The organism is Hylemonella sp. GW821-FHT12C09 (genome assembly GCF_058807395.1).
This window is the reverse complement of the sequence record NZ_JBXAQQ010000002.1, coordinates 377,162-397,751: the sequence shown is the minus strand read 5'-3', so window position 1 is coordinate 397,751 and position 20,590 is coordinate 377,162. Positions and strand designations below refer to the sequence as shown.

Genomic DNA, 20,590 nt, shown 5'->3' with positions numbered 1-20,590 from the left:
TGCCTGCTTACTGCACCAGCTGGCGGTTGAGCCGATCAGGCCAGGGGGCCTGCGGATCGAGCCGCACCCAGGCCACGCCGGGCAGGCCGGTCTTGACCTGGGTCTGGTACTTGAGCAGCAGCTCACGAGGGATCTGGGCCCGCACGCGGAACATGAGCTTCTGGCGCTCGCTCTCGGTTTCCACCGTCTTGGGGGTGAACTGCGCGCTGCTGGCCACGAAGCTGATCCTGGCGGGCACCACATGGTCGGGGGCGACGTCGAGCACGAGGCGCACTTCGCTGCCGATGGCCACGCGCCCGGCTACGGTCTCGGGCAGGAAGAAGGTCATGTAGACGTCGGTTATGTCGAGCAGGTTGAGCACGCGCGCGCCGGCGCCGATGACTTCACCCGGCTGGGCCACACGGAACTGCACGCGACCATCGCGCGGGGCCTTGAGCTCGCCCTCGGCCAGCTCCACGTCCAGGCGTTGCAGCGTGGCTTCAAGGGCGCGCACATTGGCCTGCGCACCGCCGACCTGGGTGCGTGCCGCGGCAATGGCGGTCCTGGCGGCCTCGGCCTGCGAGCGCGCGGCCACCAGGGCGGCATCGAGCGTGCGTACGCGGGCGCGGTCATCGTCGAGCACCTGGCCGGAATAGAAGCCATCCTGGGCCAGTTTTTCCGAGCGCGGCAGGCGGCGCTGCGCGGCCTCGAGTTCGCTTTCGCGCTGGGTCACCACAGCCAGGGCCGAAGCGCGGTCGCTTTCACGCTGGGCCACGGCGGCACGCGCCTGGGCCACGGCTTCCTGCGCCTGCTGCAGCCGGGCCACAGCCTCTACACGCTGGGCACGCAGGCTGTCGAGCTCCATGCGCACCAGCACCTGGCCTGCCTGCACGAAGTCGCCTTCGCCGACCCGGATGTCGGCCACGCGACCGCCGGTTTTGGTGGCGATGGAGATTTCGGTGGCCTCGATGCGGCCATTGCCCTGGACAAAACCTTCGGGGATGTCGTCAGGCCGCTGCGTGGTCCACCAGGCGCCCGCTCCGACGGCCAGCAGCAGGGCGGCGAGGCCTGCATATTTCACGAGTTTTCTGTTCATGGCGCGACTCCCGGGCCGCCAGACATGGCCATCCATGTCTGTCCAGCTTGTGCGGTCCATCATAGGACAGGGCGCACAGCGGCTATTTGACCTTCGTCAAGCCGGAGGCGGGGCGCTTTCGTCGTCCACAAAGCTGTCGCTGAAGGTGAACCAGATCGAGCTGAAGAACATGGCCGCCAGCAACATGGCGGTGGGGAGCATCAGCGTGTTGGCCAGACCCGGCTGGCCCAGGATGATGCTGAGGACCACGACGACCATGCCCACGCCCATGAACAGGCCCATCCAGGCCAGCACGTAGAGCGAGAGCGCGCCGAAGTTGCGTGTGCAGGCCACGAAGCTGAAGAACAGGCTCTTGCCCGGCGAGACGCCGTGCCAGTGCACCAGGGCGGGCGCGTGCCAGAACAGCATGGAGAAGGGCAGGTACAGGCCCATGGCCACCCACATGGCGTTCTGGAAGGCCGCCGACTGCAGCAGCTCAGGGGTGAGTTCGCCGCCCACCAGGTACATGCGGGCAAACGCACCGCCGTCGACCAGTGCCGAGGCGCCCAGCACGACCAGGAAACCCACGGCATAGGCGACGCCCAGCCCGGTCATGGCACGTGCCTGCAGGCGGCCGGCGCGAAAGGCGCTGATCAGGATGGAGGGCATGGGGAACCTGCCCTGGGCGGCCTCGCGCGTGGCGGCCATCAGGCCCAGGGTGGCGGCGGGCAGCAGCACCAGGGCCAGCACGCTGCCCACATAGGGGATCAGGCTGGCCACCGAGATCAGCGAGATGAACATGAAGAACAGCCCCGCCAGCGCCAGCGGCTGGCGCCAGAAGGTGCGCAGGCCGGCGCGGACCCAGGTCAGGCCGGTGCGGGCGGGGACGATATTGAGTTTCATGCGGGGGTCTGTTCCAGCAGCTCGGCGGCGTGCAGCGGGTGCAGCACGCGCTGCCTGAGCACGCGTTCGAAGTGGGTGGGGTCGTGCGGCTGCAGCATGCTGGCTTCGCGCGGCAGGTGGAAGTCCCACAGCCGCGAAATCCAGAAGCGCAGGGCGCCGGCGCGCAGCATGGCCGGCAGCAGCTGGCGCTCGGCGGCGGTGAGCGGGCGTGCGGCGGCATAGGCCTGCACGAAGGCGGCGCTGCGCTCCAGGTCGGTCTCGCCGGTGGCCAGGTGGATGCACCAGTCGTTCAGGCAGACGGCCAGGTCGAACAGCCAGGTGTCGATGCCGGCGAAATAGAAGTCGAAGAAGCCGCTGAGTTCGGGCGCATCGGCCGGGCCGTCGAACATGACGTTGTCGCGGAACAGGTCGGCGTGGATGGGGCCGCGCGGCAGGGCGGTGTAGGCGGACGAGGCGGCCACGTGGTTCTGGTAGGCCAGCTCGCCGCGCAGCAGGGTGGCCTGCCCGGCGTCGATGTGCGGCAGCACCAGGGGCACCGTCTCGTTCCACCAGGGCAGGCCGCGCAGATTGGGCTGGCGCCGCGCGTAGTCGCGCCCGGCCAGGTGCATGCGCGCCAGCATGGCGCCCACGGCGGCGCAATGCGCCGGTGTCGGGCTGAGTTCGCTTTTGCCGCGCAGGCGGTTCACCACGGCGGCCGGCTTGTCCTTGAGCCGGTGCAGAATGTCACCGTCGCGGTTGGCGGCCGGGTCGGGCACCGGGATGCCCTGCAGCGCCAGGTGTTTCATGAGGTGCAGGTAGAAGGGCAGCTGCTCGAAGCTCAGGCGCTCGAACAGGGTCAGCACATAGGCGCCCTGGTCGGTGGTGGCGAAGTAGTTGGTGTTCTCGATGCCGCCCTGGATGCCGCGCAGTTCCTGCAGCTGGCCCAGCTTGAGGTCTTGCAGCAGGGCGCTGGCCTCGTCGAAAGAGACTTCGGTAAAGACGGCCATGAATCAATACTTGAAGATTTTCCAGCCGGACTTGCCTTCGCTGCCGCTGTTGCGGTCGGTCGTCGCCGGATTGCGGTTGTTGCCTTCGGGGGCGACCTCGTAGGCCGGGGCGTTGCCCTTGGGCTGGACGGTGATGCTCTTGGTCTCGCCACCCACGCGCAGTTCGTCGATGCGCGAGCCAGCGTCTTCGTGGCGGATGCGTTCGATTTTCTGCTCGGTCGCGCTGGCCGGGGGCGGCGCGATGTCACGGGGCAGTGCCGCCGGCTTCTGGGCCAGGGCGGCAGCGGCGGCCAGGCCGGCGAGGGCCAGCAGGGGGCGCAGGAGACGGGGGAGGGGAGCGGGCATCCTGCAATTGTAGAGGGCGCCGCTGCAGGGCCCGGGCACAGGCACAATCAGCGTCTGCCTTACGGACCCTGCTCATGAGCGACAAGAAAACCCTGCTGCTGGTCGACGGTTCCAGCTACCTGTACCGCGCCTTCCACGCCATGCCGGACCTGCGCGCCGTGCCGGGGGACCCGACCAGCCCGCCCACGGGCGCCATCCGCGGCATGATCAACATGCTGCAGAGCCTGCGCAAGGAAGTACCCGCTGACTACGCCGCCTGCGTGTTCGACGCCAAGGGCCCGACTTTCCGCGACGCGATCTATCCCGACTACAAGGCCCAGCGCTCGCCCATGCCCGATGACCTGCGCGCGCAGATCGAGCCCATCCACGAGGTGGTGCGCCTGATGGGCTGGAAGGTGCTGGACGTGCCCGGCGTGGAAGCCGACGACGTGATCGGCACCCTGGCCGTGGCCGGCGCCAGCCATGAGGTGGATGTGATCATCAGCAGCGGCGACAAGGACCTGGCCCAGCTGGTCACGCCGCACATCACCATCGTCGACACCATGAACGGCAAGCGCCGCGACATGGCCGGGGTGGAGGCCGAGTTCGGCGTGCCACCCAGGCTCATGGTCGATTTCCAGACCCTGGTGGGCGACGTGATTGACAACGTGCCCGGCGTGGCCAAGGTCGGCCCCAAGACCGCTGCCAAGTGGTTGCAGGAATACGGCTCGCTGGACAACATCGTGGCCAACGTCGACGCCATCAAGGGCGCGACCGGCGAAAACCTCAAAAAGGCACTGGACTGGTTGCCCACCGGCCGCCAGCTGCTGACCATCAAGACCGACTGCGACCTCAACGGCTGGGTGCCTGGTCTACCGGCGCTGGATGCCGTGCGGGTCGGTGAGCCCGACACGGCGGCGCTCAAGGACTTCTACGAGAAATACGGCTTCAAGGGGCTGGCACGCGCCATCGGCGGCGAGGCGCAAGCCGCGCCGGCGGCCAAGACCAAGGTTGACGCCAGCAACCCCGGCTTGTTCGACGAACCGGCTGCGCCAGTGGCGCCCCGTGTGAGCCAGTTGAAGTACGACACCGTCCTCGACTGGGACACGTTCGACCGCTGGTTGCAAAAAGTGCAGGCTGCCGAGCTGGTGGCCTTGGATACCGAGACCACCTCGCTGGACGAGATGGTGGCCGAGGTCGTGGGCATTTCCTTCAGTGTGGTTCCGGGCGAGGCGGCCTACATTCCGCTCACGCACGACTACCCTGACGCGCCCGCGCAGTTGCCGCGCGACGAGGTGCTGGCCAGGCTCAAGCCCTGGCTGGAAAACCCCGCGCACAAGAAGCTGGGCCAGCACATCAAGTACGACCGCCATGTCCTGGCCAACCACGGCATCGAGGTGCAGGGCTACGCACACGACACCATGCTGCAGAGTTATGTGCTGGAAGTGCACAAGCCGCACGGCCTGGCCAGCCTGGCCGAACGCCACCTGGGGCGCAGCGGCATCAACTACGAAGACCTCTGCGGCAAGGGCGCCAAGCAGATTCCCTTCAGCCAGGTCGCGATCGACAAGGCGGCCGAATACTCCTGCGAGGACTCGGACCAGACCCTGGACGTGCACCGCGTGCTGTGGCCGCTGTTGCAGGCCGACGAGAAGCTGATGTTCATCTACGAACTGGAGATGGCCAGTTCCGAAACGCTGTACCGCATCGAGCGCAACGGTGTGCTGATCGATGCGCCCACCCTGGCCGCGCAGAGCCACCAGCTGGGCCAGCGCATCCTGCAGCTCGAACAGGAAGCCTACGAACTGGCCGGCCAGCCCTTCAACCTTGGCAGCCCGAAGCAGATCGGCGAGATCTTCTTCACCAAGCTGGGCCTGCCCGTGGTGAAGAAGACCGCCACCGGCGCACCCAGCACCGACGAGGAAGTGCTGGAGAAACTGGCCGAGGACTTTCCCCTGCCGGCCAAGATCCTGGAGCACCGCGGCCTGTCCAAGCTCAAGGGCACCTACACCGACAAGCTGGCCCAGCTGGCGCACCCGGGCACCGGACGGGTGCACACGCATTACGCGCAGGCCGTGGCGGTGACCGGGCGCCTGTCCAGCAACGACCCCAACCTGCAGAACATCCCCATCCGCACGCCCGAAGGCCGGCGCGTGCGCGAGGCCTTTGTGGCCCCGGCGGGTTGTGTCATCGCCAGCGCCGACTACTCGCAGATCGAGCTGCGCATCATGGCCCACATCAGCGGCGATGCAGCTTTGCTGCTGGCTTTCCATGATGGCATGGACGTGCACCGCGCCACTGCGTCCGAGGTCTTCGGCGTCCCCACCAGCCAGGTCAGCAGCGAGCAGCGACGTTACGCCAAGGTCATCAACTTCGGCCTGATCTACGGCATGAGCGCCTACGGCCTGGCCAAGAGCTTAGGGATAGACAACACCGCGGCCAAGAACTACATCGAGCGTTATTTCGACCGTTACCCCGGCGTGAAACGTTATATGGACGAGACCCGCCAGCAGGCCAAGGCCCGCGGTTATGTGGAGACCGTCTTTGGCCGGCGCCTCTACCTGCCCGAGATCAACTCACCCAACGGCCCGCGCCGCAGCGGCGCCGAACGCGCCGCCATCAACGCGCCCATGCAGGGCACAGCGGCCGACCTGATCAAGCTCAGCATGAACAAGGTGCAGGAGGTGCTGGATGCCGAGCAGCGCAAGACCAGGATGATCATGCAGGTGCACGACGAACTGGTGTTCGAAGTGCCCGAGAACGAAGTGAGCTGGCTGCGCCACGAGATCCCCAGGATCATGGCCGGCGTGGCCCAGCTCAAGGTGCCCCTGCTGGCCGAGGTGGGCGTGGGGCCGAACTGGGACAAGGCGCACTGAGCTGAACCTGGGGACCGGGCATCACGCCTGGCGCGCCTGCGTTGCCGGGTGGCGCAGCTTTCACTCCTCGATCTGGAGCTTGGTCTCCTTGACCAGGCGTTTCCATTTGTCGACCTCGGTCACGAGGAAGTCGCGGAACTGCTGGGGTGACATCGGCGTCGGTTCGGCGGCCACGTCGCTCAGACGCTGCCTGATGTCCGGGTGCGCCAGGGCTTCGTTGAGCGCCTGGTTCAGCTTGGCCACGATGGCTTCCGGCGTCCTGGCCGGCGCGCACAGGCCCCACCACTGGATGGCGCTGAAGCCGGGGAAACCGAGTTCGGCGATGGTGGGCACCTCGGGGATCATCGGGTCGCGTTTGGGTGAGGCCACGGCCAGGGCGCGCAGCTTGCCCCCGCGGATCTGCGGCAGGGCGGCGGTCAGGCTGGGGAACATGGCATCGACCTGGCCGCCCAGCAGATCCTGCATGGCCGGCGCCGCGCCCTTGTAGGGAATGTGGACCAGGTCTACCTTGGCCTGGTTCTCCAGGTACTCCATGATCAGGTGCGTGGCCGAGCCGCTGCCGGCCGAGGAGAAGTTGAGCTTGCCAGGGTTGGCGCGGGCCATGGCCAGGAAGTCCTGAAAATTCTTCGCGGGGTTCTTGCTGCCGACGACCAGCACGTTGGAGGTCAGGCCCATCATGCCCACGGGGGCGAAGTCGGCGATCGGGTCGTAGCGGATCTTCAGCACCGCCGGGTTGGTGCTGTGCGTGGCCACAAAACACTGCATGAGGGTGTAGCCATCGGGCGCGGCGCGCGCCACTTCCATGGCGGCGATGGTGCCCGAGCCCCCGGCCTTGTTCTCGATGACGAAGGTCTGGCCCAGGCGCTGCCCCATCTTGTCGGCCACCAGACGCGCCACCATGTCGGCGCCGCCGCCCGCGGCCACCGGCACGATGATGCGCACCGGCTTGCTCGGGTAGGCGGTGTCTGCCCAGGCGTAGCCGGCGATGGGCAGCAGGAGCAGAAGCTTGAGGAGAAACGAGGCCGGCGCGAGGTATTTCATGGACAGGACATAGCAGTCAAAGAGACTGCATCCTAGAACGCTTGCCCTGTACCGCCCCTCTGTGTAAACCCTTGCTGCCGGCCGCCTCGAGCTGTGTCCAGCGCAGCCCTAAGCGCCGATAAGGGGCGGGTTTCGCCAGCTGTACGGTTGTCGAGCATCACCGTTTGGCGGGACAATACCGTTATCCGTTCCCATCCCTGACACCCATGGCGGCTCGTTTGACATCTGGCATCCGGTCTGCGCGTTTTGTCCGCGCGGTGCTGGCCTGCCTGTGTCTGACGGCATCGGCGGTGTGGGCGGCTGGCGAGGCCACGCCGGGTACCCCGCCCCAGGACCTGCCCAAGCCCAGCCCCAAGGTCTACCGCTACCTGTCGGGCGGCGGCACCACCTCTTTCTCCGACCGGCCGCCGGCGCACGACCGCTACGTCGTCATGCACTACGGCTGCTACGCCTGCAACCCCAAGTCCACGGTCGACTGGAAGGTGACACGGCTGTACCACGATGCCTACGCCAGCGAGATCGAACAGGCCGCGCGCCTGTACAACGTCGACCCGGCCCTGGTGCGGGCCGTGATCCATGCGGAGTCGGGATTCAACCTGCACGCGCGCTCGCCCAAGGGGGCGGTGGGCCTGATGCAGCTGATGCCGGCCACGGCACGGCAGCTGGGCGTGTCCGACCCGCGCCATCCGCGTGAGAACATCCATGGCGGCGCACGCTACCTGGCCGAGATGCTGGTGCGTTTCCGCAACGACGTGAGCCTGGCCACGGCCGCCTACAACGCCGGCCCGCAGGCCGTGCAGAAATACGCGGGCATACCGCCTTACACCGAGACCCAGGTCTATGTGCAGCGCGTGCGCATCCTGCACCAGCGCTACAAGGCCAGCCCCCAGGGTTGAGGCGCTGGGGAATCACCCTGCCCGGCACGGGCATCGGCCCTCGCTGACAATAGCGGCATGAAAGCACTGAACGACATCGCCCTGTCCATGCTGGACCTGGTGGCCGTGCGCGAAGGCGGCACGGTGGCCGACGCGCTGGGCATTGCCCTGCGCACGGCGCAGCGCGCCGAAGCCCTGGGCTTCACGCGCTACTGGCTGGCCGAGCACCACAACATGGCCGGCATTGCCAGTTCCGCCACGGCGGTGCTGGTGGGACACATCGCCGGCGGCACGCAGCGCATCCGCGTGGGATCGGGCGGCATCATGCTGCCCAACCATGCGCCGCTGGTGGTGGCCGAGGCCTTCGGCACCCTGGCCGAGCTCTACCCGGGCCGCATCGACCTGGGCCTGGGCCGCGCGCCAGGCACCGACCCCATGACCATGCGCGCGCTGCGCCGCGACCGCGTGGAGACCGAGGAAGACTTCCCGCGCGACGTGGCCGAACTGCAGCGCTTGCTGGGCCCGGCCCAGCCCGGTCAGCGCCTGATCGCCATGCCCGGCGCGGGTACCCACGTGCCGATCTGGCTGCTGGGCTCCAGCCTGTTCTCTGCCCAGCTCGCGGCCGAGCGCGGCCTGCCGTATGCTTTTGCCTCGCATTTCGCGCCGCGCCTGTTGTTGCAGGCCATCGAGCTGTACCGCCGCCGTTTCCAGCCCTCGGCCACACTGGCGCAGCCCTACGTGGCCATCGGCGTGCCGATGATCGCCGCGCCGACCGACGAGGAAGCCGAGTTCCTGGCCAGCAGCACCTACCAGCGCGTGCTGGGCATCCTCACCGGCAAGCGCGGCCGCCTGGCGCCGCCGGTGGAGAACTTCATGGCGCAGCTGCACCCGCAGGAACGCGCGGCGATTGCCGACTTCCTGGCCATGGCCGTGATCGGCGGGCCGCAGACCGTGCGCGCCGGCTTCGAACAACTGGCCCAGGCCACGCAGGCCGATGAGTTCATCCTGGTCTCCGACGTCTTTGATGCCGACCTGCGCCTGCGCTCGCTGGACATCGCGGCGGCGGCCCGCGCCGCCGAGCCCCAGGCTGCCTGAGCCGCGGTCTGTACGACAATAGCGTCCCATGAACGACACCACGCAACGCCCCGCACTCCCCGACCACCTCTCCATCGATCCGCGCAGCCCGCACTACGTGGCGGCCGTCTTCGAGCACGACGTGGGCATCACCTTCAACGGCAAGGAACGCAAGGACGTGGAGGAATACTGTGTCAGCGAAGGCTGGATCAAGGTGCCCGCCGGCAAGACGCTGGACCGCAAGGGCAACCCGCTGATGATCAAGCTCAAGGGCAAGGTCGAGGCCTTCTATCGCTGACCGCAAGCTGACCAGTTTCGATGACCGCACCTGTTATCGTTGCAGGGCACATCTCATCGCGTGAATGTGTCGTGTACGTTGTCGAACATTAGGAAATTTGAAGATGAACAAGTTGCTCGCTGCCCTGATCGCCGGCCTGTTTGCCGCAGGTGCTTTTGCTCAAGCTGCCGCTCCGGCCGTGGCCCCGGCCCCGGCTGTCGCTCCCGCTCCGGCCGTGGCCCCCGCCAAGCCCGACACCAAGCCCGAAGCCCGGGCCGACAAGAAGAAAAAGTCCAAGGCCAGCAAATCCAGCAAGGCCAAGAAGTCCAAGAAGAAGGCCGAGATGAAGGACGAAGCCGCCAAGTAAAGGCCGCCGTCTTTTACCGGATAGCCCGCCTCGGCGGGCTTTTTTCATGGTGCTGCCAAGAGCGCCGCTTCAGTCCACGCCGACCAGTCGGGCCTTCACGCTCTTGCCCTTGACCTTGCCGGCATTGAGCCGGGCCACGGCTTCGCTGGCAATGCTGCGCTCCACGGCCACGAAGGTGCAGAACTCGGTGACGTTGATCTTGCCGATCTGTTCGCGGGTGTAGCCGGCCTCACCCGTCAGCGCGCCCAGCACGTCGCCGGGGCGGATCTTTTCCTTGCGTCCGCCCAGGATCTGCAGCGTCGTCATGGGCGGCAGCAAAGGTTCCTGGCTCGCGGGTTTCAGTTCGTCCAGCTTGTGCCAGACGGATTCCTGCGTCTGGTACTGCTCGATCTTGCCCACCGCCCCCATCTCGTCCATGCTGGCCAGGCTCAGCGCCAGGCCGGACTCGCCGGCGCGGCCGGTGCGGCCGATGCGGTGCACATGCACCTCGGGGTCGGGCGAGATGTCCACATTGATCACGGCTTCCAGTTGCGTGATGTCCAGCCCGCGCGAGGCCACGTCGGTGGCCACCAGCACGGAGCAGCTGCGGTTGGCAAACTGCGCCAGCACCTGGTCGCGCTCGCGCTGCTCCAGCTCGCCGTACAGCGCCAGCGCACTGATGCCCTGGGCCTGCAGCAGCGTCACCAGTTCCTTGCAGCGTTGTTTGGTGTTGCAGAAGGCCAGGGTGCTGACGGGGCGGAAGTGCAGCAGCAGCTGGGCCACCGCCTGCAGGCGATTGGCGCGGGTCACCTCGTAGAAACGCTGCTCGATCTTCGGTGCGCTCTGTTTCGTTTCCACCTTGACCTGCTGCGGTTCACGCAGGAACTGCTTGGCGATCTTGGCTATGCCTTCGGGGTAGGTGGCCGAGAACAGCAGGGTCTGCCGTTCCTTCGGGCATTGCCTGGCCACGGTGGCGATGTCGTCGAAGAAGCCCATGTCCAGCATGCGGTCGGCTTCGTCCAGCACCAGGGTGTTGAGCGCGGCCAGGTCCAGGGTGCCGCGCTGCAGGTGGTCCATGATGCGCCCCGGCGTGCCCACCACGATGTGGGCGCCGTGCTCCAGGCTGGCGCTTTGCATGCGCAGCGGCACGCCGCCGCACAGGGTGACGATCTTGATGTTGTCCTGCGCGCGCGCCAGGCGGCGCAGCTCCACCGTCACCTGGTCGGCCAGCTCGCGGGTGGGGCACAGCACCAGGGACTGCACGGCAAAACGGCGCGGGTTGAGGTTGCTCAGCAGCACCAGCGCGAAGGCGGCGGTCTTGCCGCTGCCGGTCTGGGCCTGGGCGATCAGGTCCTTGCCCAGCAGCGCGATGGGCAGGCTGGCGGCCTGGATCGGGGTCATCGCGCTGTAACCCAGCTGCTGGAGGTTTTCCAGCATGGCGGGGCTCAGGGGCAGGGTGCTGAAGGCGGTGGGTGAGGACATGCCCGATTATCGGGCCTCGCAGCGTGGGGGATTGCGTGGGTCCCGTGCAATGAAACAGGAGCCCCCCTAGACTACGACCTTCCGAAAACCGATACGAGGAGCTCCCGATGATGAACCGCGATCTGGAAACCGAATTCAAGGCCCTGCTGCCGGGTCAGAGCACCGAGCTGGGCGCCACGCGCCGTACCGCGCTCAGGACCGCGCTGGGCGTGGGCTTTGCCGCCTCGGCCTTGCCCATCATGGCGCAGACCGTCATCAAGACGCCCACCGACGGCCTGACCGCGGGTGAGGTCAGCATCGACGTCAAGGGCTTCAGGATGCCGGCCTACCGCGCCATGCCCGCCGGTGGCAAGAACCTGCCCGTGGTGCTGGTGCTGTCCGAGATCTTCGGCGTGCACGAGCACATCGCCGACGTGGCCAACCGCTTTGCGCGCGCCGGATACCTGGCCATCGCGCCCGAGCTGTTCGTGCGCCAGGGCGATGCGCAGAGTTATGGCGAGATGGCCAAGCTGATCGCCGAGGTGATCTCCAAGGTGCCCGACGCGCAGGTCATGGCCGACCTGGACGCGACCGTGGCCTGGGCCGGCGCCAACGGCGGCGACCTGGCCCGTGTGGGTGTCACAGGTTTCTGCTGGGGCGGCCGCCAGACCTGGCTCTACACCGCGCACAACAAGTCCATCAAGGCCGGCGTGGCCTGGTACGGCCGCATCGTCGGTGCGCAGAATGAACTGACACCGAAGAACCCGATCGACATCGCCGGCCAGCTGAACGGCCCGGTGCTGGGCCTGTACGGCGAGGCCGACACCGGCATCCCGCTGGACAGCGTGGAGAAGATGAAGGCCGCACTGGCCGCCGGCAACGCGCAGTCCAGGGCCTCGCAGTTCGTGGTCTACAAGGACGCGCCGCATGCCTTCCATGCCGACTACCGCCCCAGCTACCGCAAGGAAGCGGCCGAGGACGGCTGGAAGCGCTGCCTGGCGTGGTTCAAGGCCAACGGCGTCGCCTGAGCGCCTCTGCCTGGGAAGGGGGCCGCCTGCGGGCGGCCTTTTTCCTGCCTGCAGACAGGGACCTCTTGACACGTCTGCGAGAATCGAAGCCATGACCCTGATTGCGATTCTCCTTGGCACGCTGGCGGCCGGCATCGGCAGCGTCTGGCTGGCCGCGGCCCTGAGCTTCGGCGTGCTGGCGCGTTACACCCAGCACATGCTCAGCCTGGCGGCCGGCGCGCTGCTGGGCACGGCCTTTCTCCACCTGCTGCCCGAGGCCTTCGAGAGCGGCGTCGATGCGCAGGCGCTGTTCCTGACGCTGCTGGTGGGGGTGGTCTTCTTTTTCCTGCTCGACAAGGCCGAGCTTTGGCACCACGGCCACGAGCACCACCATGGCGATGCCGGGCACGACCACGATGATGAGCACGACCATGGGCACGATCACGCGCACCCCCCTGGCCACGCGCATGCGCCCGAGCGCATGACCGGCGGCTGGAGCGTGCTGGCCGGCGACAGCGTGCATTGCTTCGGCGACGGCATCCTGATCGCGTCGGCCTTCATGGCCGACCTGCGCCTGGGCGTGATCGCCGCGCTGGCCGTGCTGGCGCACGAGGTGCCGCACCATATGGGCGACCTCATGGTGCTGCGCCTGAGCAGCGGCACGCGCAAGGCGGCCTTGCTCAAGGTCACACTGGCCGGCGCCATCACCGCCCTGGGGGGGCTGGTGGGTTACTGGCTGGTGGACCTGCTGCACGACTACCTGACCTACTTCCTGGTCGTGGCTGCCAGCAGTTTCATCTACGTGGCCCTGGCCGACCTGATCCCCCAGCTGCAAAAGCGCCTGAGCCTGGCCGAGACTCTGGCGCAGATCGCCTGGCTGCTGGCGGGCATCGGCCTGGTCACCTTGGCCAGCATCCTCGCGCACACCCATTGAGGTTCCCTGTGTTCAAGTTCAAGATGAACGAGCGCTCGCTCTTCGCCGTGTTGCTGCGCTCACCCTGGTGGATCAGCCTGCTGATCTCCGTGCTGATGTCGGTGGTCGCCTTTGCCCTGCTGCCGCGCGAGTACGCCGTGGTCGTGATGCTGGGCACCTTTCCTTTTGTGGTGGTGGCCGCCGTGGCGGCCTGGCGCCAGTGGCGCGCGCCCAGTGCGACCCGGCTGGACGAGACGCTGGTGCGTGCCGCCGCCATGAACTGGCGCGATTTCTCGGCCTGGGTGGCGCAGGCCTATGCTCAGCAGGGCTACAGCGTCACCCGCCTGGAAGGCGAGTCCGCCGATTTCCGCATCGAACGCCAGGGCCAGGCCAGCCTGGTGAGTTGCCGGCGCTGGAAGGCCGCCAGCCAGGGCGTGGAGGCGTTGCGGCTGTTGCAGTCGGCGTGCGACAAGCAGGGGGCACGCGGCGTCTATCTGAGCCTGGGCCCGGTCTCGGAGGCGGGCGAACGCTACGCGAAAGAGCAGGGTCTGCAGCTGGTGGACGGTCGTGCGCTGGCCCTGCTGCTGCTCAAGTAAAGAAATACGGCCGGCCCTTGTTAGGCCCGCATTCCGACCCATCTGCCCCCGATGAACCTGGACAAGATGATCAAGAGACTCTTCGGATTCCTGCTGCGCCTCGTGCTGGCCCTCATGGGCCTGGTGTTTCTGCTCAGCCTGCTGGCGGCGGGCCTCTTGCTGCTGGTCTTCTGGGGCCTGCGCGCGCTGTGGGCCCGCCTCACGGGCCGGCCGGTGCAGCCCCTGGCGTTTGCCATCCTGCGCCGCGCGCAGTGGCAGCGTTTTTACCGCCCGGGAGCCGCGCAGACGGCGCGTGACGCCGATGTGATCGACGTCGAATCGCGCCAGGTCGACGGCCCGCCCTCCGACCGGCTGGGGCGCTGAATCAGCCTGCCCAGGCCGGGTTCCAGACCACTTCCCACAGGTGCTGGTCCGGGTCCTGGAAATAACCCGCATACCCGCCCCAGAAGGTGACCTGCGCCGGCTTGACGATGCGGGCTCCGGCGTGCGCGGCCTGTTGCATCACGGCGTCCACCTCGTCGCGCGAGGCCACGTTGTGGCCCAGCGAGAGTCCGGTGGGACAGGGCGGGGTCAGCGACAAGCCGCTGTCGCGTGCCAGGCTGCTGCGTGGCCACAGCGCGAGCTTCAGGCCGTGCTGCAGGTCTATGAAGACCACAGCCCCGTGTTCGAACTCGGTGCCGATGATGCCTTCGGTGGCGAAGCCCAGGCCGTCGCGGTAGAAGCGCAGCGCGCGTTCCAGGTCCTCGACAGCCAGGGTGATGACGGTGATGCGCGCTTGCATGACCTCACTATGCACCCGGATCACAGCATGCGGAAAGCCAGTATCGCCACCAGGGTCGGCGGCAGGGCGGCCAGCAGCAGGCCCAGCGGATGGATGGTGCTGTCCTCAAACTTGCCGCGCAGGATGGCCACGCCCGCCGGGTTGGGCGCATTGGCGATCACGGTCAGGCCGCCGCCGGTGACGGCGCCGGCCACCAGCGCGATCTTGAACTCCCCGCTCAGGCCCTGCACCAGCGAACCCAGGTAGGTCAGGGCCGCGTTGTCGGTGATGGCGGTGAGTGCTACCGCGCCATAGAACACAGCCGTGGCATCCATGCGCATGAGCACCGGTTGCAGCCACCATTGCTGCAGGCCGCCCAGTACCACCAGGCCGGCCAGGAAGAAGGCCACCAGCAGCGCCTCGCGCAGGATCAGGCGGTCCTGGTGCCGCTCATAGGCGGCGGCGTAGCCCATGAAAAAGAGAAAGAGCCCCATGAAGACCGGCGGATAGTGGGCAAACAGCACGACGCCCAGCAGGAACGCCAGGTGCACACCCACCACCGGCCAGGGCACGGCGGGGCCGGCGTCGGCATCGCTGCGGTCCATGTGGCCCAGCTCCCGTCGGAACAGCAGCGTGGCCACGCCGGCATTGATCAGCACGGCGAGGGCCGCCTTCCAGCCGAAGGTCGTCATCATGAACCACAGGTCCCAGTTCCAGGTGGCTGCCACCATCAGCACGGGCGGCGCGGCAAAGGGCGTGAGCGTGCCGCCGATGGAGATGTTGACGAAGAGCACGCCCACCGTGGCGTACTGCAGGCGGCGCGAGATCGCCTGCGCAAACAGGGTGTCGCGCAGCATCAGCGCGGCCAGTGTCATGGCGGCCGGCTCGGTGATGAAGGAGCCCAGCAGCGGTACGAAGGCCAGCACCAGGAAGTACATCGCCATGCCGCGCGGCAGCGGCAGCAGACGGGCCACGGCACGCACCAGGGCCCCTGCGAACTGCAGGATGGCGCGGGTGCCGGCGATCACCATGATCACGAACACGAACATGGGTTCGGTGTAGTTGCGGGTGTCGAGGTAGGTGGTGGTTTCCTGCTGGCCACTGAGGGCGAACATGCAGACCACCAGCACCATGGCCCAGAAACCGAACACCACCTCCACCTCACCCAGCAGGTGCCACAGGCCGGCGTGGCGCGGCTGCGTGTGGGCCAGGTGCTCGAAGAACTTGGTCGAGAAGGTGTGCAGCACGGCCAGCGCGAACAGCACCGCAGCAATGGTCTGGATCAGGGTCGGGTTGCTCATCCCCCGACCTTAACCCGGCCGGCAGTTCCTGTGCCATGTCCCCATGTCTTTTCGGGAATACACGCCCCGGACTTTCGGCCTTGTGCGTGCGCAGGGATCGGTCTTGCGGCTAAGCTTGGTGCCAGCATCTCCACCGGTACCTTCATGTCCTCACTTGTCCGTTGTTCCATGGCCGCCCTGCTGGCCGGCCTCAGCCCTTTCGTGGGCGCCCAGGGTTTCGAGGCCGTACGCCTGGCGCCGCTGCCGCCGGGCCAGGACGGTGGGCGCGCAGGGGTCTTCTTCATTGCCGGCACGGCCTACCGGGGCTCCGACGAGCGGCGCAACCTGCTGCTGCCCGCCATCGATTACCAGTGGAGCAACGGCTGGTTTGCCGGTGTGGGCAACGGCCTGGGCTACAACGCCTCTGCATCGCCCGAGCTGCAGTACGGCCCGCGCCTGACGGTGGACCTGGGGCGCGATGAGGGGCGCTCCGAGGCCCTGCGCGGCATGGGCAGCATCGACACCCAGCCCGAACTGGGTGTTTTTTTCAATCGCCTGTGGGGGCCCCGACTGGCCTTCACGTCTTCGCTGCGCCAGGGCGCGGGCACGCAGCGCCGCGGCCTGGTGCTCGACCTGGGCACCAGCTATGGCGTGCCGCTGGGCATGCAGACGCGCCTGTCCCTCGGCCTGGGGGCGCACTGGGCCAATGCCGACTACATGCAGGACTACTTCGGGGTCACGTCGGCGCAGTCGGCCGCCAGCGGCTATGCCGTGGCCAGCCCCGGGGCGGCTTGGCGCAACGTGGGGGTGAACGCCTCGCTCAGCCGGCGTCTGGGCAAGGACACCTCGGTGTTTGCCGGGATCGCCTTCAACCAGCTGCTCGGTGATGCACGCGAGAGCGCGCTGACCCGCAGGAGCACCGCCCTGACGGGCGTGGCGGGGCTGGCCTACGCCTTCTGAGCGCCCGGTTCAGCCGCGCGCCACGGGGCGATCGGGGCTGGCGCACCATTCGCTCCAGCTGCCGGCGTACAGCGCGCCACGGCCCAGGCCGGCGATTTCCATGGCCAGCAGGTTGGGCAGGGCGCTCACGCCGCTGCCGCAGTGGTGGACCACGCTCTGCGGGCGACGCTCGCCGAGCAGGGCCTGGAACTCGGCCTTGAGCTGTGCCGGCGACTTGAACTTGCCGTCCGGTCCCAGGTTTTCGCCGAAGGGGCGGTTCAGCGCACCGGGGATGTGGCCGGCCACCGGGTCCAGCGGCTCGACCTCGCCACGAAAGCGTGCCGGCGCGCGCGCGTCGATCAGTGTCTGGTCGGGCAGTTCCAGGTGCTTGAGCACGTCTTCGGTCGTGGCCAGCTGTGCGCGCGGCGCGCCGGCCTGGAAGGCCGAGGGCACACGCGGCAGGTCGGGGCCGGTGGCCACGGGGCCGTTGATGGCTTCCCAGGCCTGCAGACCGCCATCGAGCACGGCCACGTTCTCGTGGCCCACCCACTTGAGCATCCACCAGAGGCGACCGCAGTAGTTGGCACCCTGGCGGTCGTAGACCACGGCCTGCATGTCACTCTGGAACCCCACGCTGGCCAGCCAGGCGGCAAACACTTCGGGCTTGGGCAACGGGTGGCGCCCGCCGTTGACGGCCTGGGCCTTGTCCTTGGCGCTGAGATGGCGGTCCACGTTGGCGCGTACCGCGCCGGCGATGCGCACGCGCTCGTACTGCGCGTCGCCCTCGGCGGGTTTCATGAGCTCGAAGCTGCAGTCGAAGAGCATCAAGGGTTTGTGATCGTGCACCAGGTGCTTGAGCTGTTCGGCGCTGATGAGGGTCGTGTACATGGAAAGGCCTTCAAGGGTGTGACATCGTACCGCGCAAGATTGATGATTTGGCATGTAAGGGACTCAACACAGGGCACTCGCGGAACCGGCTTTGCCAGGCCGCTGGGTGCGCCCCCTTGAGGGGGGATGCGAGCCACACGCAGTGGGCGAGAGTCGGGGGGGATTAATGCTCTTCAGCCGGGGTGTTGGGGATCGCGCGTTCGCGCAGGAAGGTGGCGGCCACGCCGCTGCCGACGATGAGCGTGATGCCCAGCCAGCCGTAGAGCGGGATCTGGTCGCCGAAGAGCACCAGACTGTAGAGCGAAGCGAAGACGATGCCCGAATACTGAAGACTGGCGACCACCAGGGTGTGGCCGCGGCTGTAGGCGCGTGTCATGCACCACTGGCCCAGGGAGGCCAACACGCCGATGGGCAGCAGCCAGGCCGCAGCCTGCCAGTGGATCTGCTCGGGTGGGGTGAAGCCCGTGAACAGGATGCCCACCAGGCCGGTGACCGCGGTGCCGACGGCGAAATAGAACACCGTGCGGCCCTCGGGCTCACCCGCGCGGGCCAGGGCCGTGACCTGCAGATAGGCCAGCGAGGCACTCATGCCCGAGAGCAGGCCGATCAGGCCGGCGAAGAGCTGGTTCTGGTCGATGGTGGGGCGCAGCGTGAGCACCACGCCCGCAAAGCCCAGCAGCACCGTGGCCAGCAGCGGCCCCTGCCGCTCGGTCTTGCCATAGAGGATGGCGCCGCCCACGATGAAGGCCGAGACCCAGATGCCGCTCATGTAGTTCAGCGTCATGGCCGTGGCCAGCGGCAGCCAGGCGATGGCATAGAACCAGGCTGTCAGCGAGGCCCCGCCGATGATGCTGCGCCAGGCGTGCATATAGGGCACGGGGGTCTTGAGCCCGATGCCGCGGCCGCGCAGGATCAGGGCCAGGAAGGCAATGCTGATGAGGCCGCGGTAGAAGACGAGTTCGAAGGTGTTGAAGGAGGCCGAGGCGTATTTCACCGCCACGCCCATGGTGGCGAAGAAGAAGGCGCCCAGGACCATCCAGAGGGCTTGCAATTCAGTGACTCCCCATTTTCCCCACCGGGGATTCTTGTTTCGTTGTTCTTGTGTCTTCTCTGGCGAGGCTTTGAACAACCCCCCAGTCATCCCCCCGCCCCGAGCACGCGCGGTCGCGCGTGCGGGCCGTATTGCCCCGTATGGGCACGCAACGGCAAAGCCGTTGCTTAGTGCACCCCGCCGGGGGCAAAGAAGGGAGCCTGGATTTGGTTTCTGGTGGTCTGGACAGGCTTCTATGGAAAGAGGCGTCGCCACCGCTTGAGGTCAGCCTAGATGGCTGGTTCTCGGTCGTAGTAAAGGGCGGCATCTTCGCGCGCCAACGACGGCGGCCGCTTTGCGGCCTGCCGTGGGCGAGACAGTTGGGGCCATGGGCGTGGTGGGTCTCGTTGCTGGCTGGCGCAGCCGTCAGCGGTGGCGTGCTAGTCCGTGCGAGTTCTCTACGACCGATTGCGTACCAATGAAGGAACTCGATTGCGGTGGCAACACCACGCGCCGTAGAAGCGTAGCCGGCGCGCAGTAACCAAATCGAAGCTCCCCTCTCTACCCCGGCGGGGGTAGAGAGGGGCGGGGGGGAGAGTGGGGGGTAGATAGGTGCCCCGTCAGGGAGACGAATCACAAGAAGAGGGGCCTTGGGGAATCAAATCCCCATTTGCCGCCTGTACCACTCATGAAAATGCTGCATGCCATCCTCCATGGGGCTCTGGTAGGGACCGACCTCGTTGTCGCCGCGCTCGAAAAGCGCCCGACGGCCCGCGTCCATGCGCTCGCCGATCTCGTCGTCCTCGATGCAGGTCTCCATATAGGCGGCCTGCTGGGCAGCGACGAACTCGCGTTCGAAGGCGGTGATCTCCTCGGGGTAGTAGAACTCCACCATGTTCAGCGTCTTGCCGGGGCTGACCGGGTGCAGGGTGGAGACGGTCAGCACGTGCGGGTACCACTCGACCATGATGTGCGGGTAGTAGGTCAGCCAGATCGCGCCGCGCTCGGGCAGCTGGCCGTTGCGGTATTTCAGCAGGGCATCGTGCCAGCGCTGGTAGACCGGCGAGCCGGGGCGCTGGAAGGCGCTGGACACGCCCACGGTCTGCACCGAGTAGTTGTCCTTGAACTCCCAGTTCAGGTCCTCGCAGGTCACGAAGTGGCCCAGGCCCGGGTGGAAGGGGCCCACGTGGTAGTCCTCCAGATAGACCTCGATGAAGGTCTTCCAGTTGTAGTTGCACTCGTGCAGTTCCACGCGGTCCAGGGTGTAGCCCGTGAAGTCGAGTTCGGCGCGCGGGCCCATGCCGGACAGGTCGGCGGCGATGTCGCGGCCGTTGTCCTCGAAGAGCAGGCCGTTCCACTCCTGCAGCTTGTAGTTGTTCAGGTTCAGGCAGGGGTCGTGCGCAAAGTGCGGCGCGCCGATCAGCTGGCCTTCGGGCGCATAGGTCCAGCGATGGATGGGGCAGACGATATTGCCTCCGGCACTGCCGGGTGCGGTGGCCTGGAGCGAGCCGCGACCCTTGAGCATGACGGCCTGGCGGTGACGGCAGACGTTGGAGACCAGCACCACCCCTTCGGGCGTGCGCACCAGGGCCCGCCCTTCCTTTTCCTGGGGGAGGGCGTAGTAGTCGCCTACTTCGGGGACGCTGGCGGCATGGCCCACATAACGCGGGCCGCGCCCGAAAATGAGTGCCATCTCGCGCTGGAACAGCGCTTCGTCGAAGTAGCTTGAAACTGGTAGTTGGCTGTGCGCCTGCTGCAGTTGAAGACTTAAATCAGACATGGGTGACCTGACCACGGGGCCTGTTCGCGTCATTTTTGCACATGCGAACGCCGTGAAAACCGCGCCAATCTAGGCGCACGACGAAGCCCAGACTGCGCGTCTGGGCGAGGAGTGCAACAACGAGTGGCGCGGTTTTCACGGCGTTCCCTTCGGGTTGTGGCCAAAAATGCCATGCGGGGT

21 protein-coding genes are annotated in these 20,590 nt (G+C 67.3%); 10 read left to right on the top strand and 11 right to left on the bottom strand.

The window, feature by feature from the left end; translation table 11 throughout:
* Window positions 1-7 precede the first annotated feature (7 nt).
* The 4 genes from AC1RRP_RS05685 to AC1RRP_RS05670 form a co-directional block, all read right to left on the bottom strand.
* A complete protein-coding gene (locus AC1RRP_RS05685; RefSeq protein ID WP_493034111.1) occupies window positions 8-1,075 on the bottom strand; it encodes an HlyD family secretion protein in 1,068 nt (355 codons plus the stop codon).
* Between the two features lie 96 nt (window positions 1,076-1,171).
* Window positions 1,172-1,957 carry a BPSS1780 family membrane protein gene (locus tag AC1RRP_RS05680; protein ID WP_493034109.1) on the bottom strand — a complete coding sequence of 262 codons (786 nt, stop codon included), beginning with the start codon at window positions 1,955-1,957 and terminating at the stop codon, window positions 1,172-1,174.
* Window positions 1,954-2,943, bottom strand: a complete 990-nt coding sequence (locus AC1RRP_RS05675) for a homoserine kinase (RefSeq protein WP_493034108.1) — start codon at window positions 2,941-2,943, stop codon at window positions 1,954-1,956. The genes AC1RRP_RS05680 and AC1RRP_RS05675 overlap by 4 nt, the downstream gene beginning before the upstream one ends.
* Window positions 2,944-2,946: 3 nt before the next feature.
* Window positions 2,947-3,288 (bottom strand): hypothetical protein, encoded by a 342-nt coding sequence (locus AC1RRP_RS05670; RefSeq protein WP_493034106.1) that lies wholly within the window; start codon window positions 3,286-3,288, stop codon window positions 2,947-2,949.
* Window positions 3,289-3,362: 74 nt separating this feature from the next.
* On the opposite strand from AC1RRP_RS05670, the gene polA reads away from it, so the two are divergent.
* Window positions 3,363-6,143 (top strand): DNA polymerase I, encoded by a 2,781-nt coding sequence (polA, locus tag AC1RRP_RS05665; protein ID WP_493034104.1) that lies wholly within the window; start codon window positions 3,363-3,365, stop codon window positions 6,141-6,143.
* A gap of 60 nt (window positions 6,144-6,203) precedes the next feature.
* Here polA and AC1RRP_RS05660 read toward each other — a convergent pair whose 3' ends face one another.
* Window positions 6,204-7,184, bottom strand: coding sequence for a Bug family tripartite tricarboxylate transporter substrate binding protein (locus tag AC1RRP_RS05660; protein ID WP_493034102.1), 981 nt, complete (start codon window positions 7,182-7,184; stop codon window positions 6,204-6,206).
* Between the two features lie 218 nt (window positions 7,185-7,402).
* Between AC1RRP_RS05660 and AC1RRP_RS05655 the strand changes: the two genes are divergently transcribed.
* From AC1RRP_RS05655 to AC1RRP_RS05640, 4 genes are all read left to right on the top strand, one after another.
* Window positions 7,403-8,080 carry a lytic transglycosylase domain-containing protein gene (locus AC1RRP_RS05655; protein ID WP_493034100.1) on the top strand — a complete coding sequence of 226 codons (678 nt, stop codon included), beginning with the start codon at window positions 7,403-7,405 and terminating at the stop codon, window positions 8,078-8,080.
* Between the two features lie 57 nt (window positions 8,081-8,137).
* Window positions 8,138-9,154 (top strand): LLM class flavin-dependent oxidoreductase, encoded by a 1,017-nt coding sequence (locus AC1RRP_RS05650; protein ID WP_493034099.1) that lies wholly within the window; start codon window positions 8,138-8,140, stop codon window positions 9,152-9,154.
* A gap of 28 nt (window positions 9,155-9,182) precedes the next feature.
* A complete protein-coding gene (locus AC1RRP_RS05645) occupies window positions 9,183-9,431 on the top strand; it encodes a DUF3297 family protein (protein WP_493034097.1) in 249 nt (82 codons plus the stop codon).
* Between the two features lie 103 nt (window positions 9,432-9,534).
* A complete protein-coding gene (locus AC1RRP_RS05640) occupies window positions 9,535-9,777 on the top strand; it encodes a hypothetical protein (protein WP_493034096.1) in 243 nt (80 codons plus the stop codon).
* A 69-nt stretch (window positions 9,778-9,846) separates the two neighbouring features.
* On the opposite strand, the gene dbpA is transcribed toward AC1RRP_RS05640, so the two are convergent.
* Entirely contained in the window at window positions 9,847-11,238 is a 1,392-nt protein-coding gene (gene dbpA / locus AC1RRP_RS05635) for an ATP-dependent RNA helicase DbpA (RefSeq protein ID WP_493034094.1), read from the bottom strand.
* A gap of 107 nt (window positions 11,239-11,345) precedes the next feature.
* On the opposite strand from dbpA, the gene AC1RRP_RS05630 reads away from it, so the two are divergent.
* The 4 genes from AC1RRP_RS05630 to AC1RRP_RS05615 all read left to right on the top strand — a co-directional run bounded on the left by AC1RRP_RS05630 (window position 11,346) and on the right by AC1RRP_RS05615 (window position 14,096).
* Window positions 11,346-12,245, top strand: coding sequence for a dienelactone hydrolase family protein (locus AC1RRP_RS05630; RefSeq protein ID WP_493034092.1), 900 nt, complete (start codon window positions 11,346-11,348; stop codon window positions 12,243-12,245).
* Between the two features lie 91 nt (window positions 12,246-12,336).
* On the top strand, window positions 12,337-13,158 hold the full coding sequence (locus AC1RRP_RS05625) for a ZIP family metal transporter (protein ID WP_493034091.1): 822 nt from the start codon (window positions 12,337-12,339) through the stop codon (window positions 13,156-13,158).
* Between the two features lie 8 nt (window positions 13,159-13,166).
* On the top strand, window positions 13,167-13,733 hold the full coding sequence (locus AC1RRP_RS05620) for a restriction endonuclease (protein ID WP_493034087.1): 567 nt from the start codon (window positions 13,167-13,169) through the stop codon (window positions 13,731-13,733).
* Between the two features lie 66 nt (window positions 13,734-13,799).
* Window positions 13,800-14,096: a hypothetical protein gene (locus AC1RRP_RS05615; protein ID WP_493034085.1), complete on the top strand. Its 297-nt coding sequence runs from the start codon at window positions 13,800-13,802 to the stop codon at window positions 14,094-14,096.
* A 1-nt stretch (window position 14,097) separates the two neighbouring features.
* Here the strand turns inward: AC1RRP_RS05615 and AC1RRP_RS05610 are convergent, their stop codons facing one another.
* Together AC1RRP_RS05610 and AC1RRP_RS05605 are read right to left on the bottom strand one after the other, a co-directional pair.
* The gene (locus AC1RRP_RS05610) at window positions 14,098-14,514 is read right to left on the bottom strand and encodes a VOC family protein (RefSeq protein WP_493034083.1); all 417 of its coding nucleotides are present in this window, start codon (window positions 14,512-14,514) and stop codon (window positions 14,098-14,100) included.
* A 20-nt stretch (window positions 14,515-14,534) separates the two neighbouring features.
* Window positions 14,535-15,794: a putative Na+/H+ antiporter gene (locus tag AC1RRP_RS05605; RefSeq protein WP_493034082.1), complete on the bottom strand. Its 1,260-nt coding sequence runs from the start codon at window positions 15,792-15,794 to the stop codon at window positions 14,535-14,537.
* 144 nt (window positions 15,795-15,938) lie between these two features.
* Between AC1RRP_RS05605 and AC1RRP_RS05600 the strand changes: the two genes are divergently transcribed.
* Window positions 15,939-16,733 (top strand): MipA/OmpV family protein, encoded by a 795-nt coding sequence (locus AC1RRP_RS05600; RefSeq protein ID WP_493034080.1) that lies wholly within the window; start codon window positions 15,939-15,941, stop codon window positions 16,731-16,733.
* Between the two features lie 9 nt (window positions 16,734-16,742).
* Here the strand turns inward: AC1RRP_RS05600 and AC1RRP_RS05595 are convergent, their stop codons facing one another.
* The 3 genes from AC1RRP_RS05595 to AC1RRP_RS05585 form a co-directional block, all read right to left on the bottom strand.
* Window positions 16,743-17,600: a sulfurtransferase gene (locus AC1RRP_RS05595; RefSeq protein ID WP_493034078.1), complete on the bottom strand. Its 858-nt coding sequence runs from the start codon at window positions 17,598-17,600 to the stop codon at window positions 16,743-16,745.
* 163 nt (window positions 17,601-17,763) lie between these two features.
* Window positions 17,764-18,651 carry a DMT family transporter gene (locus AC1RRP_RS05590; protein WP_493034076.1) on the bottom strand — a complete coding sequence of 296 codons (888 nt, stop codon included), beginning with the start codon at window positions 18,649-18,651 and terminating at the stop codon, window positions 17,764-17,766.
* 637 nt (window positions 18,652-19,288) lie between these two features.
* Window positions 19,289-20,410 carry an aromatic ring-hydroxylating oxygenase subunit alpha gene (locus AC1RRP_RS05585; RefSeq protein ID WP_493034074.1) on the bottom strand — a complete coding sequence of 374 codons (1,122 nt, stop codon included), beginning with the start codon at window positions 20,408-20,410 and terminating at the stop codon, window positions 19,289-19,291.
* Between the last annotated feature and the right edge of the window lie 180 nt (window positions 20,411-20,590).

Coding starts and splice junctions, on each gene's coding strand:
- AC1RRP_RS05640 (WP_493034096.1), top strand. CDS start 9,535: ATGAACAAGTTGCTCGCTGCCCTGATCGCCGGCCTGTTTGCCGCAGGT.
- AC1RRP_RS05615 (WP_493034085.1), top strand. CDS start 13,800: ATGATCAAGAGACTCTTCGGATTCCTGCTGCGCCTCGTGCTGGCCCTC.
- AC1RRP_RS05670 (WP_493034106.1), bottom strand. CDS start 3,288: ATGCCCGCTCCCCTCCCCCGTCTCCTGCGCCCCCTGCTGGCCCTCGCC.
- AC1RRP_RS05685 (WP_493034111.1), bottom strand. CDS start 1,075: ATGAACAGAAAACTCGTGAAATATGCAGGCCTCGCCGCCCTGCTGCTG.
- AC1RRP_RS05660 (WP_493034102.1), bottom strand. CDS start 7,184: ATGAAATACCTCGCGCCGGCCTCGTTTCTCCTCAAGCTTCTGCTCCTG.
- AC1RRP_RS05675 (WP_493034108.1), bottom strand. CDS start 2,943: ATGGCCGTCTTTACCGAAGTCTCTTTCGACGAGGCCAGCGCCCTGCTG.
- AC1RRP_RS05680 (WP_493034109.1), bottom strand. CDS start 1,957: ATGAAACTCAATATCGTCCCCGCCCGCACCGGCCTGACCTGGGTCCGC.
- AC1RRP_RS05630 (WP_493034092.1), top strand. CDS start 11,346: ATGATGAACCGCGATCTGGAAACCGAATTCAAGGCCCTGCTGCCGGGT.
- AC1RRP_RS05650 (WP_493034099.1), top strand. CDS start 8,138: ATGAAAGCACTGAACGACATCGCCCTGTCCATGCTGGACCTGGTGGCC.
- AC1RRP_RS05645 (WP_493034097.1), top strand. CDS start 9,183: ATGAACGACACCACGCAACGCCCCGCACTCCCCGACCACCTCTCCATC.
- AC1RRP_RS05585 (WP_493034074.1), bottom strand. CDS start 20,410: ATGTCTGATTTAAGTCTTCAACTGCAGCAGGCGCACAGCCAACTACCA.
- AC1RRP_RS05600 (WP_493034080.1), top strand. CDS start 15,939: ATGTCCTCACTTGTCCGTTGTTCCATGGCCGCCCTGCTGGCCGGCCTC.
- AC1RRP_RS05605 (WP_493034082.1), bottom strand. CDS start 15,794: ATGAGCAACCCGACCCTGATCCAGACCATTGCTGCGGTGCTGTTCGCG.
- dbpA (WP_493034094.1), bottom strand. CDS start 11,238: ATGTCCTCACCCACCGCCTTCAGCACCCTGCCCCTGAGCCCCGCCATG.
- AC1RRP_RS05595 (WP_493034078.1), bottom strand. CDS start 17,600: ATGTACACGACCCTCATCAGCGCCGAACAGCTCAAGCACCTGGTGCAC.
- AC1RRP_RS05610 (WP_493034083.1), bottom strand. CDS start 14,514: ATGCAAGCGCGCATCACCGTCATCACCCTGGCTGTCGAGGACCTGGAA.
- polA (WP_493034104.1), top strand. CDS start 3,363: ATGAGCGACAAGAAAACCCTGCTGCTGGTCGACGGTTCCAGCTACCTG.
- AC1RRP_RS05625 (WP_493034091.1), top strand. CDS start 12,337: ATGACCCTGATTGCGATTCTCCTTGGCACGCTGGCGGCCGGCATCGGC.